Below are 14,441 nucleotides of genomic sequence, written 5' to 3'. Positions count from 1 at the left end.
CGCCCTGCCCGCGTCCGGGTTCCGCCGGACGTGGGCAGGGCCGCGTCTCTTCCTGGTCATACCCAGGAGGAATCTCAGTGAGCACCACCATTTCGGCGAGCACCAAGAAGATGGCTGCCGTCGCGCTCGTCGCGGCGCTGGGCGTCACCACCCTCGCCGCCTGCGGCACCGAGTCCGGTGCCAAGGGTGAGGCGGACACGTCCGGCAAGCCCGTGTCGAAGACCGTGACCCTCGTGAGTCACGACTCCTTCAACGCCTCCAAGGAGGTGCTGGCGGAGTTCAAGAAGGAGACCGGATACACGGTCAAGGTCCTCAAGGCAGGCGACGCAGGCGAGGCCGTCAACAAGGAGATCCTGACCAAGGGCTCCCCGCAGGGCGACGTCTTCTTCGGCGTCGACAACACCCTGCTCTCCCGCGCCCTCGACAACGGGATCTTCGTCCCGTACGAGGCGAAGGGCGTGGACCGGATCCCGGCCGCGTACCGCCTCGACAAGGAGCAGCGGGTCACCCCGGTCGACTCCGGCGACATCTGCGTCAACTACGACAAGAAGTACTTCGCCGACAAGAAGCTGGCGCCGCCGCAGACCTTCGACGACCTGGCGAAGCCGGCGTACAAGGACCTGCTCGTCGTCGAGAACCCCGAGCGGTCCTCCCCGGGCCTCGGCTTCCTCCTCGGTACGGCCGCGAAGTACGGCGACGAGGGCTGGCAGGACTACTGGAAGAAGCTGAAGGACAACGGCGTGAAGACCGTCGACAGCTGGGAGCTCGCCTACAACCAGGAGTTCTCCGGTTCGGCCGGCGGCAAGCAGGCCAAGGGCGACCGGCCGCTCGTCGTGTCGTACGCCTCCAGCCCGCCGGTCGAGGTGCTGTACGGCGAGCCGCAGCCGAAGGTGGCTCCGACCGGGGTCTCCACCGGCACCTGCTTCCGGCAGATCGAGTTCGCGGGCCTGCTGAACGGCGCGAAGAACCCCGAGGGCGGCAAGGCGCTGATCGACTTCCTGATCTCGAAGAAGTTCCAGGACGACATGCCGCTCCAGATGTTCGTCAACCCGGTCGCGAAGGACGCGACGCTGCCGGAGCTGTTCACGAAGCACGGTGTGGTCGTCGACGAGCCGGAGACCATGGCGCCCGAGAAGATCGCCGAGAAGCGTGACGCGTGGATCCAGCAGTGGTCGTCGCTCGTTCTGAAGTAGGGCCGGTCCGCGACCTGCGGGGGAGCGCGACGCGGCTGGGGCTGATGGCCCTGCCCGTCGCGTTCTTCGGGGTCTTCTTCGCCTGGCCCGTCGCGTCGATCGTCGAACGCGGGCTGCGGCCCGACGGCGTCTGGCGGTTCGGCCGGGTCGGCGAGACGCTGAGCCGGCCGGACATCCTCGACGTGCTCGGCTTCACCGTGTGGCAGGCGGCCGCCTCCACCGGTCTGACACTGCTCGTGGCGCTGCCCGGCGCGTACGTCTTCGCCCGCTTCGACTTCCCCGGGAAGAGCGTGCTGCGGGCCGTGGTCACGGTCCCGTTCGTGCTGCCGACCGTCCTCGTCGGCACGGCCTTCCTGGCGGTCGTCGGCCGGGGCGGTCTGACGGACGAGCTGTGGGGGCTGCGGCTCGACACCAGCGTCTGGGCGATCCTCCTCGCGCACGTCTTCTTCAACTACGCGGTGGTCGTACGGACCGTCGGCGGCCTCTGGTCCCAGCTCGACCCGCGCCAGGAGGAGGCCGCCCGGGTCCTCGGCGCCTCGCGCTGGACGGCCTGGCGGACGGTGACCCTGCCGGCGCTCGTGCCGGCGGTGTCGGCGGCCGCCCTGATGGTCTTCCTCTTCACGTTCACCTCCTTCGGTGTCGTACAGATCCTCGGCGGGGACGGGTACTCCACCCTGGAGGCCGAGATCTACCGGCAGACCGCCCGGCTGCTCGACCTGCCGACGGCCGCCGTCCTCACCCTCGTCCAGTTCGCCGCGGTCGGGGCGATCCTGGCCGTGCACGCCCGGACGGTACGGCGGCGGGAGACCGCGCTGCGGCTCGTCCCGCCGGAGACGACCGCGCGCCGGCCGCGCGGATTCGGACAGTGGGCGCTGCTCGCGGGCGTCCTCGTCTCGGTGGCGCTGCTGATCCTGCTGCCGCTGGGCGTGCTCGTGGAGCGCTCCTTCGCCGGGCCGCAGGGGTACGGGCTCGGCTACTACCGGGCGCTCGGGTCGCTCGACGAGGCCGGCACATTCCTGGTGCCGCCGCTGGAGGCGATCGGGAACTCGCTGCGGTACGCGGCGGCCGCCACGGGCATCGCGGTGCTGATCGGCGGTCTCGCGGCGGCCGCGCTCACGAGGAGGGCCGGGCGGCTCGTGCGGGGCTTCGACGCGCTGCTCATGCTGCCGCTCGGGGTCTCGGCCGTCACCGTCGGCTTCGGGTTCCTCATCACGCTCGACGAGCCGCCGTTCGACCTGCGGGCCAGCTGGATCCTCGTACCGCTCGCCCAGGCCCTGGTCGGCGTCCCCTTCGTCGTACGGACGATGCTGCCGGTGCTGCGGGCGGTCGACGAGCGGCTGCGGGAGGCGGCGGCTGTGCTCGGCGCGTCACCGTGGCGGGCCTGGCGGGAGGTGGATCTGCCGCTGGTGCGGCGGGCGCTCCTCATCGCTGCCGGGTTCGCCTTCGCCGTCTCGCTCGGGGAGTTCGGCGCGACCGTCTTCATCGCCCGCCCGGACAGCCCGACGCTGCCGGTGGCGGTGGCCCGGCTGCTCGGGCGGCCGGGCGAGCTCAACTACGGCCAGGCGATGGCCCTCTCGACGATTCTGATGGTGGTGTGCGCGGTGTCCCTGCTCCTGCTGGAACGGCTGCGCACCGAGCGGACCTCCGGGGAGTTCTGATGCTTTCGATCCAGGACGCGACCGTACGGTTCGGGGAACGGGCCGCGCTCGACGCCGTGGACCTGGAGGTCGCCGAGCACGAGATCGTGTGCGTGCTCGGTCCCAGCGGCAGCGGCAAGTCCACACTGCTCCGGGTCGTCGCCGGACTCCAGGCGCTCGACGGCGGCCGGGTGCTGCTCGGGGGCGCCGACCAGGCGGGTGTGCCGGTGCACCGGCGCGGCGTCGGGCTGATGTTCCAGGACCACCAGCTCTTCCCGCAGCGGGACGTCGGCGGGAACATCGCCTTCGGGCCCCGGATGCGCGGGGCCGCGAAGGCCGAGCAGGCGGAGCGCGTACGGGAGCTGCTCGACCTCGTCGGGCTGCCGGGCGCCGAGCGGCGCTCGGTGTCCGCGCTCTCCGGCGGCGAGCAGCAGCGGGTGGCGCTGGCCAGGGCGTTGGCGCCGCGACCCCGGCTGCTCATGCTGGACGAGCCGCTCGGGCAGCTCGACCGGGGGCTGCGGGAGCGGCTCGTCGTCGAGCTGCGGCAGCTCTTCGGGCGGCTCGGGACGACGGTCCTCGCCGTCACCCACGACCAGGGCGAGGCCTTCGCGCTCGCCGACCGGGTCGTGGTGATGCGGGACGGGCGGATCGCCCAGTCGGGTGCGCCCGTCGAGGTGTGGTCGCGGCCGGCCTCGGAGTTCGTGGCCCGCTTCCTCGGCTTCGACAACGTGGTGGCGGCGCGGGTCGCCGGGACGGTCGCGGAGACGGTGTGGGGGAAGGTCCCGGTGCCGGAGGGTTCGCCGCAGGGGGAGCGGCGGCTCCTCGTCCGGCCGGGCGGGGTGCGTGTCGTCCCGGGGGCATCGGACGCGTGGACCGTCGAGTCGCGGACCTTCCGCGGCGACCGCGTCGTGGTACGGCTCCGGCCGGCGGACGGGCCGCCGCTGGAGGCGGAGTTCCCGCTGAGCGAGGCGCCGGCGGAGGGGGCCGGGGTGGACGTGCGGTTCGCGGTGGAGGACGTCGTGGTGCTCGGCGACTGACCCGTGTCAGGGCGTGGTGCGCCCGTCGTAGAGCGCGCGCAGCCAGGGCTGCCGGACGGCGGGCAGCCGCGCCAGCGTGCGGCGGAACACCTTCTGGTCCGGCTCGAACAGTCTCCACGGACGGTCGGGCAGCGGGTAGTCGTCGCGGAGGACACCGTCCGGGAGCCTGCCTGACATCGGACGCGGTGACGTCTCGCGGGGGAGGGCGAGGTGTGCCCAGACCTCGGTGGCCAGCGGCACGGCCACCGTGGCGTCGGACGGCGGCTTCCAGGGCTCGCCCGTGCGCGGATGCCGGGGTACGAGGGCGATGTCGGGCACTGCTACGGCAGCGTCGGAGGCACGCAGGCCGGGACCCGCCAGGGCCACGGACTTCGCGGCGGGCCCCGGGGGCAGCAGCCTGGCGACCGCGCGGCCGAGCAGATCCATGACGGGGCCGTCGGGGAGCGTCAGCGGCCGGCCGTCGGAGGCCACCAGGAGATGGGCGAGTGCCGATCCGGCCGCCGCCTGCCACCGGTAGTGCCAGGTGTCCTCCGGTGCGAAGGGAGGTGTGCTGTACGAGTTCCGCGTCATGCTCTCCCAGCCGAGCGGCGGGGGAGCCGGCTCTCCGGCGGGCTCAGGGCGCACGGCGTCCGGTTCGAGCCACACCGCCTGCCATTGAGAGCAGTCGTCGATGCGGGTCGCGACCGGGAGGCCGCACCGCTCGCACGCGAGATTGGGGCCGTCCCGGCCGTCCGGGCCGAAGCAGTCGCCGTCGCACTTCTCGGGAATCAGGACGGTGCCACGTGTGTCGCCCGGTGCGACGACGGTCCGGCCCCGGGCTCCGAAGGAGACCGAGCCCATCGGAGCGAAGACGCCCTGGGCCTCGGCCTCGGCCTCCCCGATCCCCTCCCAGCGCCACGGAGCCCCGGAAGGCGCCGGATCGACGGCGTACGTCCCGGGCTCCATCAGTGGCGGGAGCATCACGTGTCCGACCGATTGATGGGCGTGGGCGGGGAGCGCGACGGGGGACAAGGGTGCGGTCAGCGCGGTGCCGCACCCCCTGCACACGAACACGTCCACGTACTCTCCCCCCGGCCGCCGTACCCTGCGGATTCTCTCTGCGCGGGGTACCGGCGGCCAACGGATTTCCGCCCGGACCGGCCCCGTCCCGCTCGCTACGCCTTCCGGAGCCGTTCCAGTGCCGCCGGGGCGTCGTCGGTCGAGTCCACCAGGGCGATGCGGGAGGCCATCGGGCGGCCGGCGGCCAGGGCTTCCAGGAGGGGCCAGGCAGGGAGGTGTCCGGTCCAGTGGGCGCGGTCGACCAGGACCATCGGCGTGGGCGCGCCCAGGGAGCCGTAGTAGTTCGGGGTGGCGTTCGCGAAGATCTCCTGGACCGTGCCCGCCGCGCCCGGCAGGAAGACGACGCCCGCCGTGGAGCGGGCGAGCAGGCCGTCCTCTCGGAGGGCGTTGGCGAAGTACTTGGCGATGTGCCCGGCGAACGGGTTCGGCGGCTCGTGGCCGTAGAACCAGGTGGGGATGCCGACCGAGTCGCCGCCCCGCGGCCACCGGGCCCGTACCTCGAACGCGGCGCGGGCCCACTCCGTCACCGAGGGGGTGAAGGACGGGGCGGCGGACAGGACGGCGAGGGCCTCCGGGAGCGTCCCGTCGGGGAACGGGGCCAGGTACGCGCCGAGGTTCGCCGCCTCCATCGCGCCCGGTCCGCCGCCGGTCGCGACGGTGAGGCCGGAGCGGGCCAGCGACCTGCCGAGCCGGGCGGCGCCCGCGTACGCCTCGGTGCCCCGGCCCATCGCGTGCCCGCCCATCACGCCGACGACGCGCGTCCCTTCGAGGAGTTCGTCGAGGGCGTCGGAGACGGCGTCGTCGTGGACCGAGCGGAGCATCGAGGAGAAGATGTCGCCGTCGGCCCTGGTCCGTTCGAACCACGCGTACGCGAGGGCGTCGGGCGTCGACTCGTATCCGGCGGTGGTGATGCCGACGTAGAGCTCCTCCGCGGTGTAGAGCCCCGAGCGGTACGGGTCGAACGGCAGGTCGGGGACGGGCGGGAAGACGAGCGCCCCGTCGGCACGCACCTTGGCGGCGGCCTCCGGCTCCATGGGGCAGCCGAGGAAGACGGCGCCGACGGCGGAGGCGGTGAGCAGGGCGAACGTCCGGTCGGTCAGGTCGACGGACTGCACGCGGAGCCCGGCGAGTGCGCCGGGCCGGGTGAGCGCTGCGTCGAACTCGCCGAGCGTGTGGATCTCGCGTCCGTGCCCGCGCGGACCGGGCGGCCGGTGGGCAGGAGGAGGCGTCGCCATGGGCCCACGATAGGGGGCGCCTGCCGATCGGGCCTGACGGGCCGCCCGTCAGGCCGTCAGGGGGAGGGCTGCCAGCTCCGCCACGATCCAGGTGAGCGGCAGGAAGACGGCGACGAGGGCGCCCGCTCGCATGAGGGCCGCCGTGCGCAGCACCGTCGGCGGGGCGCCGAGGCGGAGGAGCGCCTCGGCGGTGTGGGCGCGGCACTGCTTGGACTCGAGGGCCGCCGTGAGGAGCGTCGCCGTGGTGCAGGCCATGACCAGGGCCGCGCCGAGACCGGTGAGCGGCCCGAAGGCGGTGGGGCCCGTGCCCGACGCGTACAGCGCGGCCGCCGCGAGCGTCCCGGAGAGCACCGCGGAGACCACCCCGAGCGGGCGGCCGATACGGCGGGACTCGTCCATGAGGACACGGCCGGCGAGCAGCCGGGTGGCGCCCGGCCGGACGGCCTGGAGGAGCCGGCCGCAGCCGTACGTGAGTCCGGGGCCCGCGAGCGCGAGGCCGAAGGCGGTGAGCACCCAGCCGGCGAGGACGCCCGCCGGGCTGCCGTCGAACCGGCCCGGCAGGGGGAGGTCGTCCCCGGCGCCGCTGCGGCCCGCGTACGTCTCGATGGCGAGGCCGACCGCGACCAGGGCGACGCCCCACGGCAGGCCGGACGGCACCGGCTTCTCGAAGCCCTCCGGCTCGGCGGGAGCGGAGCGCGGGCGCAGCGCGAGGCCCGCCGCCGTGGCGGCGACGACCGGCAGGATCGCGAGCAGGGTGAGGGCGGCGGCGAGCGGCATCGGCTGGTCGGCGGCGAGCAGCTCGGCCGCCGCCCCGTCGAAGGGCAGCCCCGTGATGTCGCCGCGCAGGTGCAGGTAGAACAGGAGCGCGACCATCGAGCCGAGCGTGCAGGCGACGGCCGTCGACGCGGCCGCGACGGCGGTGAGCCGGACGGGGCCGAGCCCGACGGCCGAGAGTCCGGGGCGCGGCCGGGTGCTGGGGTCGGTGCGGGCCACGGCCACGGCGAACTGGACCGTGGCGGCGAGCGGCAGGGCGCACCACAACAGGCGCAGCACGGAGGCCGACGACTGGGCCGGGTGCCCGACGGCGTATCCGAGGGTGCAGAGCAGCAGGAAGCCCACCCCCGCGGCCGCGGCGGCGACGAGGAGCCGCCGCGTCAGGACGAGGGGATGGGTCCCACGGGCTAGACGGAGAGCGAGCACGCGGTGACGCCCTCCGCCCCTGACGCCGGCGGGACGGTGCCGACCCGGCGTCCGTCGAGGAGGGCGACCGTACGGTCGGCGAGCGCCGCCACCTCGCTGTCGTGGGTGGCGAGGAGCACCGTGATGCCGTGCGAGCGGGCCGCGGCGGTCAGGGTGCGCAGGACCTGCGCCCCGTCGGCCCGGTGCAGCGCGGCGGTGGGTTCGTCGGCGAAGAGCACCGACGGGGTGGTGACGAGGGCGCGGGCGATCGCGATCCGCTGGCGCTGGGAGTGGGTGAGCGCGTGCGGGCGCTTGCGGGCGCAGACGCCGATGTCGAGGCGCTCCAGCCATTCGACGGCGGCGGTCTTCGCGGCCCGGTGGGAGGCGCCGCGGAGCAGCAGGGGGAGGGCGACGTTCTCCCAGCCGGTGAGCTCGGGGACGAGGCCCGGCTCGGGGTCGATCCAGCCGAAGCGGTCGCGGCGGAGCCGTTCGCGCTGGGCCTGGCCGAGGGTGTGGACGGGGCTGCTGTTGAACCAGACCTCGCCCTGCTGGGCGACGAGCTGCCCTGAAAGGCAGCGCATGAGGGTCGTCTTGCCGCTGCCCCGGGGGCCGACGAGGGCGAGGATCTCGCCTTCGCGGACGCCGAGGGAGACGCCGCTGAGGGCGTCCGAACCGCCCAGGGCGCAGTGCAGGGAACGCGCCCAGAGCACGTCGTTGTCCGGTGGGGCCATCGCGTACACCTCGATGTCGTCCGATCTGTGTTCCCCCGTCCGGGGGAACGAAGAGACGGGCCTTTCGGTCACTGGCGCCGGGAGGAATCAGGGAGCGGCCAGGGATGCACCGTAAGGATTCAGATCGGTTTGTACGGACAGCACGCGGCCCGGGCATGTCACCATCCACTCGGATGGCGGCATGCCCGGGCCGTTGTCACGCCGTGAGGGCGGCGTGAGGTCCTGTGCCTCGCGGGGCTGCGCCCTGCGGCGAGGTGAGGATCAGAGCTTGGTCCACGCCTCCGTCAGCACCGAGCGCAGGATGCCTTCGATCTCGTCGAAGGTGCCCTGGTCGGCGATGAGCGGCGGGGCCAGCTGGATGACCGGGTCGCCACGGTCGTCGGCCCGGCAATACAGGCCGTTCTCGAAGAGCGCCTTGGAGAGGAAGCCGTAGAGCACGCGCTCCGTCTCCTCGTCCGTGAAGGACTCCTTGGTGACCTTGTCCTTGACGAGCTCGATGCCGTAGAAGAAGCCGTTGCCGCGGACGTCGCCGACGATCGGGAGGTCGTGCAGCTTCTTCAGGGTGTTGAAGAAGTTGCCCTCCTGGTCGAGGACGTGCTGGTTCAGGCCTTCCTTGTCGAAGATGTCGAGGTTGGCGATCGCGACCGCCGACGACACCGGGTGGCCACCGAAGGTGTAGCCGTGGAGGAAGGTGTTGTCGCCCTTGTAGAACGGCTCCGCGATGCGGTCCGAGACGATGCAGGCGCCGATCGGGGAGTAGCCCGAGGTCATGCCCTTGGCGCAGGTGATCATGTCCGGCACGTAGCCGAACTTGTCACAGGCGAACATCGTGCCGAGGCGGCCGAAGGCGCAGATCGTCTCGTCGGAGACGAGCAGCACGTCGTACTGGTCGCAGATCTCGCGGACGCGCTGGAAGTAGCCGGGCGGCGGCGGGAAGCAGCCACCGGCGTTCTGCACGGGCTCCAGGAAGACGGCCGCGACGGTGTCGGCGCCCTCGAAGAGGATCTCCTGCTCGATCTGGTCGGCGGCCCAGCGGCCGAAGGCCTCCGGGTCGTCGCCGTGGATCGGGGCGCGGTAGATGTTGGTGTTCGGCACCTTGTGCGCGCCGGGGACCAGCGGCTCGAAGGGGGCCTTCAGGGCCGGCAGACCCGTGATGGACAGGGCGCCCTGCGGGGTGCCGTGGTAGGCGACCGCACGCGAGATGACCTTGTACTTGGTGTGCTTGCCCTGCAGCTTGAAGTACTGCTTGGCGAGCTTCCACGCGGTCTCGACGGCCTCGCCGCCACCGGTGGTGAAGAACACCTTGTTCAGGTCGCCCGGGGCGTAGTCCGCGAGACGCTCGGCGAGCTCGACGGCCTTGGGGTGGGCGTACGACCACACGGGGAAGAACGCGAGTTCCTTGGCCTGCTTGTACGCGACCTCGGCCAGTTCCTCGCGGCCGTGTCCGGCGTTGACGACGAACAGACCCGCGAGACCGTCGAGGTAGCGCTTGCCCTTGTCGTCGAAGATGTAGGTGCCCTCACCACGCACGATGGTGGGAACGGGCGAGTTCTCGTACGACGACATGCGGGTGAAGTGCATCCACAGGTGGTCGTACGCGGTCTTGGACAGGTCCTGGGTCACGATTATCGAGTTCCCCACATATAGGTCTGCTTCTTGAGTTTGAGGTAGACGAAGCTCTCGGTGGAGCGCACGCCGGGGAGGGTGCGGATGCGCTTGTTGATCACATCCAGCAGGTGGTCGTCGTCCTCGCAGACGACTTCCACCATCAGGTCGAACGAGCCCGCGGTCATCACCACGTACTCGCATTCGGCCATGGCCGTCAGCGCCTCCGCAACCGGATCGAGGTCACCCTCGACGTTGATGCCGACCATCGCCTGGCGCCGGAATCCCACGGTGAGCGGGTCGGTGACGGCGACGATCTGCATGACGCCCTGGTCGAGCAGCTTCTGTACGCGTTGGCGCACCGCGGCTTCGGAGAGGCCGACGGCCTTGCCTATCGCCGCGTAGGGACGGCGACCGTCCTGCTGGAGCTGTTCGATGATTGCCAGGGAGACGGCATCGATCGTCGGGGACGAACCGGTTCCGGTTCTGGAGTCTGTGCTTCGACTGGCCACGGCTTCACTGTGCACCGAGATGGGCAGTCATGCAAGCCCGAAGTGATGAAATTCGTTGTGAGGAGCTCTGGATCTGACTGAATCCGAAGTTGCAGGGGGTCGGGGCTGTTGAAAGCGTCAGTCGAGCGACTAGGCTGAGGTGTCTCACCCATCGGGACGCCGCACGAGGACGTGCGATGTCAGAACCTGACAGGAGGGGTGGCAAGTGACCACCGAGCTGCGCCGGCTGCGTAACTACATCAACGGGGAGTTCCGGGACGCGGCCGACGGCCGCACCATCGAGGTGGTCAACCCGGCCACCGGCGAGGTGTACGCCACCTCCCCGCTCTCCGGCCAGGCCGACGTCGACGCCGCGATGGAGGCCGCCGCGGCGGCCTTCCCCGCGTGGCGCGACAGCATCCCGGCCGAGCGCCAGAAGGTGCTCCTCAAGATCGCCGACGCCTTCGAGGAGCGCGCCGAGGACCTCATCGCCGCCGAGGTGCTGAACACCGGCAAGCCGACCGCCCTTGTCGGGAGCGAGGAGGTACCGCCGATGGTGGACCAGATCCGCTTCTTCGCCGGTGCCGCCCGCATGCTCGAGGGCCGTTCGGCCGGCGAGTACATGGAGGGCATGACCTCGATCGTCCGCCGCGAGCCCGTGGGCGTCTGCGCTCAGGTCGCGCCGTGGAACTACCCGATGATGATGGCCGTGTGGAAGTTCGCCCCGGCCCTCGCGGCGGGAAACACCGTCGTCCTCAAGCCCTCGGACACGACCCCCGCGTCGACCGTCCTGATGGCCGAGATCATCGGGCAGATCGTCCCCAAGGGCGTCTTCAACGTCATCTGCGGTGACCGCGAGACGGGCAAGGCCATGGTCGAGCACCCGACCCCGGCGATGGCCTCCATCACCGGCTCGGTCCGCGCCGGCATGCAGGTCGCCGAGTCGGCGGCCAAGGACGTCAAGCGCGTCCACCTGGAGCTGGGCGGCAAGGCCCCGGTCGTCGTCTTCGAGGACACCGACATCGAGTCGGCCGTCGGGGACATCGCGGTCGCGGGCTTCTTCAACGCCGGCCAGGACTGTACGGCCGCCACCCGCGTCCTCGTCCACGAGTCCATCCACGACGAGTTCGTCGCCGCCCTCGCCAAGGCCGCCGCCGAGACGAAGACCGGCCAGCCGGACGACGAGGACGTGCTCTACGGCCCGCTCAACAACGCCAACCAGCTGAAGCAGGTCACCGGCTTCATCGAGCGCCTCCCGGCCCACGCCAAGGTCGAGGCCGGCGGTCACCGCGTCGGCGACAAGGGCTACTTCTACGCCCCGACCGTCGTCTCCGGCCTCAAGCAGGACGACGAGATCGTCCAGAACGAGGTCTTCGGCCCGGTCATCACCGTGCAGTCCTTCACGGACGAGGCCCAGGCCCTCGCGTACGCCAACGACGTCGAGTACGCCCTGGCCTCCTCCGTCTGGACCAAGGACCACGCGCGCGCGATGCGCATGTCCAAGGCCCTCGACTTCGGCTGTGTGTGGATCAACACCCACATCCCGCTCGTCGCCGAGATGCCCCACGGCGGCTACAAGAAGTCCGGCTACGGCAAGGACCTCTCCGCGTACGGCTTCGAGGACTACACGCGCATCAAGCACGTGATGACCTCCCTGGGCTGATCGCACCCCGGCGCGTCACACGCGGCCCCGGCATCCTGGTCGACAGGGTGTCGGGGCCGTGCTCTGTCGCTCGACGGAGCGTCCATTGCCGCAGGTGGCCGCCGGTGGGGATGCTGGGGCGGTGAGAGCGATAGCCAGGAACACGATGTCCCGCCGGTCCCTGCTGCGCGGGATCGGCGGTGTCGGGGCGGCCGCGGCGCTCGCCGGGTGCGGGGTGCCCGCCGCCTACGTCGACGAGCGCGACCGGGCCGGCCGCGATCTGTCCGCGCGCGACCGGACGCTCGACTTCGCCAACTGGCCGCTCTACATCGACACCGATGACGACGACACGTCGAAGCGCCCGACCCTGAACGCCTTCCGCGAGCGCACCGGGATCTCCGTCCGCTACACGGAGGAGATCAACGACAACGACGAGTTCTTCGGCAAGATCGGCCCGTCCCTGATGAACCATCAGGAGACCGGCCGCGACCTGATCGTCGTCAGCGACTGGATGGCCGCCCGCTTCGTCCGCCTCGGCTGGGTCCAGGAGATGGACCGCGCGGCCCAGCCCCACGTCGCGAAGCACCTCAACCCGCAGCTGCGTGCGCCCGCGTTCGACGCGGGCCGACTCCACAGCGTGCCCTGGCAGTCCGGGATCACCGGCATCGCGTACAACCGGAAGAAGCTCGGCCGCGAACTCCGCTCCACGAAGGAGCTGTGGGCCGACGACCTGCGCGGCAAGGTCACCCTGCTCTCCGGGCTCGACGAGTCCATGTCCCTGCTCCTCCAGGGCAACGGCGTCGACGTGACCCGGTGGACGCGCGACGACTTCCTCGCCCTGTGCGAGCAGATCGAGGGGCTCGTCCGGAAGAAGCACATCCGCCGCTTCACCGGAAACGACTACATCAAGGACCTGTCCACCGGCGACGTGCTCGCCTGTCAGGCGTACTCCGGCGACGTCATCCAGCTCCAGGCCGACAACCCCGACATCGAGTTCGTCGTCCCCGAGGAGGGCGGCGAACTGTGGGCCGAGTCCCTCATGATCCCCAACCGCGCCCAGCACAAGACCAACGCCGAGAAGCTGATCGACTACTACTACGAGCCCGAGGTCGCCGCCGAACTGGCCGCCTGGGTCAACTACGTCTGCCCCGTGCCGGCCGCGCAGAGCGTCCTCGCGGACTCCGGCGACGAGGAACTGGTCGCCCTCGCCGAGGATCCGCTGATCTTCCCGGACGCCGACATGCGGAGCCGTCTCGCCATCGCCCGCGACATCCGCGCCGACGAGCGGCAGGAGTTCGCGAAGAAGTGGAACGCGATCGTGGGGCTGTGAGCAACGGCTGTGAGCAAGCGGCCGCGAGGAGAGCCGACCCCCGTTTTTGAACACGTTCATGAGGGGCGTACGCTGCCGTCATGAGCGACTCGAACGGGCCGAGAGCCCTTCTCACGCGCATCCGTTACTGGCTGGTCCTCTTCGTGATCTGCCTGGTCCTGAGCGGGGTCACCGCCTTCCCGCTCGTCACCGAAGTCCGTTTCCTCGACGAGGCGTTGGAGTCCTGGGCCGCTCCCGTGGCCGAGCTCTTCCCCGGGCTCGCCGAGTGGATCGCCCGGGTGCGGGGCGGGCTCACCCTCGCCGACGAGCAGGCGCCGTACCTCCTCTACGGGACCGACTGGCTGGCCTTCGCGCACCTCGTCATCGCGGTCGCCTTCTACGGCGTGTACCGCGACCCCGTCCGCAACATCTGGGTCGTCGAGTTCGGGATGATCGCCTGCGCCGGCATCGTCCCGCTCGCCCTGATCTGCGGGCCCATCAGGGGCATTCCCTTCTGGTGGTCGGTCATCGACATGTCCTTCGGCGTCATCGGGATCCTGCCGCTGCTCGTCGTGCGCCGGATGATCAAGCGCCTGGAGGCCGCGACGGTCACGGCGCCGGCGGCCGTACCCGCCTAGCGGCCTCCCGGACCGCCGCCGTCACGCGCTCCAGGGGTACGCCGGCGGTGACGGTCACGCCGAGGGCGGCGACCGGCCCGGCCGGGCCCCGCACCGGGGCCGCCACCGTGATCTCGCCCAGCCGGTGCTCCTCGGCGCAGACCGCGAGGCCCTCCGCGCGGATCCGGGCCAGTTGGGCGGCCAGCGGCCCCGGCGAGACCACCGTGTGGCGGGTGAGGCGGGGGAGTTCCGCCGGGGGAGCGGTGAGCAGGACCTTGCCGTACGCCGTCGCATGGCCCGGCAGCCGCTCCCCGCTCACCAGGCACAGCACGCCCCCGTCGGCGGGGCCGGACAGGACCGCCACGTCCGCGTGGCCGCCCGTCCTGGCGCCGAGCGCCCGCAGCGCGGGCAGCGCCGCGTCGAGGAGGCCACGCGGGCAGGGCGCCGCCGCGCCGAGCGCCCGCAGCCGCAGCCCCAGCCGGTACGTGCCGTCCGCGCCCCGCTCCAGACCGCCCCAGGCGACCAGTTCCCGCACCATGCGCAGGGCCGTCGGCGCCGGGAGTCCCGTCCGCGCCGCGATGTCGGTGAGCCGCAGCGCCGCCGGTCCGCCCCGTGGGGCGTCGAAGGCGTCCAGTACCGAGAAGAGCCGCCCCGCCACGCTCTCGCCCATGTCGCCGACCGTGCCTTTCACTCAGTGGAAGCCCGG

The 14,441-nt window shown here is 71.8% G+C and carries 13 protein-coding genes; 6 read left to right on the top strand and 7 right to left on the bottom strand.

What is annotated here, in order from left to right:
- Positions 1-110 precede the first annotated feature (110 nt).
- From OG357_RS10755 to OG357_RS10745, 3 genes are read left to right on the top strand one after another with little or no spacing between them, the layout of a single operon-like run.
- Positions 111-1,193, top strand: coding sequence for a thiamine ABC transporter substrate-binding protein (locus OG357_RS10755; protein WP_329625557.1), 1,083 nt, complete (start codon positions 111-113; stop codon positions 1,191-1,193).
- Between the two features lie 44 nt (positions 1,194-1,237).
- Complete coding sequence (locus OG357_RS10750; protein WP_329625556.1) at positions 1,238-2,851, top strand: ABC transporter permease; 1,614 nt, start codon at positions 1,238-1,240, stop codon at positions 2,849-2,851.
- Positions 2,851-3,867 carry an ABC transporter ATP-binding protein gene (locus tag OG357_RS10745; RefSeq protein WP_329620947.1) on the top strand — a complete coding sequence of 339 codons (1,017 nt, stop codon included), beginning with the start codon at positions 2,851-2,853 and terminating at the stop codon, positions 3,865-3,867. Before OG357_RS10750 ends, OG357_RS10745 begins: the two co-directional genes overlap by 1 nt.
- A gap of 6 nt (positions 3,868-3,873) precedes the next feature.
- Here OG357_RS10745 and OG357_RS10740 read toward each other — a convergent pair whose 3' ends face one another.
- The 6 genes from OG357_RS10740 to OG357_RS10715 all read right to left on the bottom strand — a co-directional run bounded on the left by OG357_RS10740 (position 3,874) and on the right by OG357_RS10715 (position 10,203).
- Positions 3,874-4,926 (bottom strand): hypothetical protein, encoded by a 1,053-nt coding sequence (locus tag OG357_RS10740; RefSeq protein WP_329620946.1) that lies wholly within the window; start codon positions 4,924-4,926, stop codon positions 3,874-3,876.
- 95 nt (positions 4,927-5,021) lie between these two features.
- On the bottom strand, positions 5,022-6,161 hold the full coding sequence (locus OG357_RS10735) for an LOG family protein (protein ID WP_329620945.1): 1,140 nt from the start codon (positions 6,159-6,161) through the stop codon (positions 5,022-5,024).
- A 48-nt stretch (positions 6,162-6,209) separates the two neighbouring features.
- Complete coding sequence (locus OG357_RS10730) at positions 6,210-7,361, bottom strand: hypothetical protein (RefSeq protein ID WP_329620944.1); 1,152 nt, start codon at positions 7,359-7,361, stop codon at positions 6,210-6,212.
- Positions 7,343-8,071, bottom strand: coding sequence for an ABC transporter ATP-binding protein (locus OG357_RS10725; RefSeq protein WP_329620943.1), 729 nt, complete (start codon positions 8,069-8,071; stop codon positions 7,343-7,345). The genes OG357_RS10730 and OG357_RS10725 overlap by 19 nt, the downstream gene beginning before the upstream one ends.
- 261 nt (positions 8,072-8,332) lie before the next feature.
- A complete protein-coding gene (locus OG357_RS10720; RefSeq protein ID WP_024755662.1) occupies positions 8,333-9,712 on the bottom strand; it encodes an aspartate aminotransferase family protein in 1,380 nt (459 codons plus the stop codon).
- Positions 9,697-10,203, bottom strand: a complete 507-nt coding sequence (locus OG357_RS10715) for an Lrp/AsnC family transcriptional regulator (protein WP_037641878.1) — start codon at positions 10,201-10,203, stop codon at positions 9,697-9,699. The genes OG357_RS10720 and OG357_RS10715 overlap by 16 nt, the downstream gene beginning before the upstream one ends.
- 190 nt (positions 10,204-10,393) lie before the next feature.
- Here OG357_RS10715 and OG357_RS10710 point away from each other — a divergent pair, with 190 nt between their 5' ends.
- The 3 genes from OG357_RS10710 to OG357_RS10700 all read left to right on the top strand — a co-directional run bounded on the left by OG357_RS10710 (position 10,394) and on the right by OG357_RS10700 (position 13,756).
- On the top strand, positions 10,394-11,830 hold the full coding sequence (locus OG357_RS10710) for a gamma-aminobutyraldehyde dehydrogenase (protein ID WP_329620942.1): 1,437 nt from the start codon (positions 10,394-10,396) through the stop codon (positions 11,828-11,830).
- 145 nt (positions 11,831-11,975) lie between these two features.
- Positions 11,976-13,139, top strand: a complete 1,164-nt coding sequence (locus OG357_RS10705; RefSeq protein ID WP_329620941.1) for a polyamine ABC transporter substrate-binding protein — start codon at positions 11,976-11,978, stop codon at positions 13,137-13,139.
- A gap of 80 nt (positions 13,140-13,219) precedes the next feature.
- The gene (locus tag OG357_RS10700; RefSeq protein WP_329620940.1) at positions 13,220-13,756 is read left to right on the top strand and encodes a hypothetical protein; all 537 of its coding nucleotides are present in this window, start codon (positions 13,220-13,222) and stop codon (positions 13,754-13,756) included.
- Here OG357_RS10700 and OG357_RS10695 read toward each other — a convergent pair.
- Positions 13,728-14,405 (bottom strand): IclR family transcriptional regulator, encoded by a 678-nt coding sequence (locus OG357_RS10695; protein ID WP_329620939.1) that lies wholly within the window; start codon positions 14,403-14,405, stop codon positions 13,728-13,730. The two genes, OG357_RS10700 and OG357_RS10695, sit on opposite strands and share 29 nt — an antisense overlap.
- Between the last annotated feature and the right edge of the window lie 36 nt (positions 14,406-14,441).

Origin of the sequence: Streptomyces sp. NBC_01255, assembly GCF_036226445.1 — a bacterium.
Lineage (GTDB): Bacteria > Actinomycetota > Actinomycetes > Streptomycetales > Streptomycetaceae > Streptomyces.
This window is presented reverse-complemented; position numbering and strand designations above follow the sequence as displayed.

Excerpts from the sequence above, each read along its gene's own strand:
- OG357_RS10700 (WP_329620940.1), top strand. The coding sequence starts at position 13,220 with ATGAGCGACTCGAACGGGCCGAGAGCCCTTCTCACGCGCATCCGTTAC.
- OG357_RS10735 (WP_329620945.1), bottom strand. The coding sequence starts at position 6,161 with ATGGCGACGCCTCCTCCTGCCCACCGGCCGCCCGGTCCGCGCGGGCAC.
- OG357_RS10755 (WP_329625557.1), top strand. The coding sequence starts at position 111 with ATGGCTGCCGTCGCGCTCGTCGCGGCGCTGGGCGTCACCACCCTCGCC.
- OG357_RS10705 (WP_329620941.1), top strand. The coding sequence starts at position 11,976 with ATGTCCCGCCGGTCCCTGCTGCGCGGGATCGGCGGTGTCGGGGCGGCC.
- OG357_RS10745 (WP_329620947.1), top strand. The coding sequence starts at position 2,851 with ATGCTTTCGATCCAGGACGCGACCGTACGGTTCGGGGAACGGGCCGCG.
- OG357_RS10725 (WP_329620943.1), bottom strand. The coding sequence starts at position 8,071 with ATGGCCCCACCGGACAACGACGTGCTCTGGGCGCGTTCCCTGCACTGC.
- OG357_RS10750 (WP_329625556.1), top strand. The coding sequence starts at position 1,238 with ATGGCCCTGCCCGTCGCGTTCTTCGGGGTCTTCTTCGCCTGGCCCGTC.
- OG357_RS10695 (WP_329620939.1), bottom strand. The coding sequence starts at position 14,405 with ATGGGCGAGAGCGTGGCGGGGCGGCTCTTCTCGGTACTGGACGCCTTC.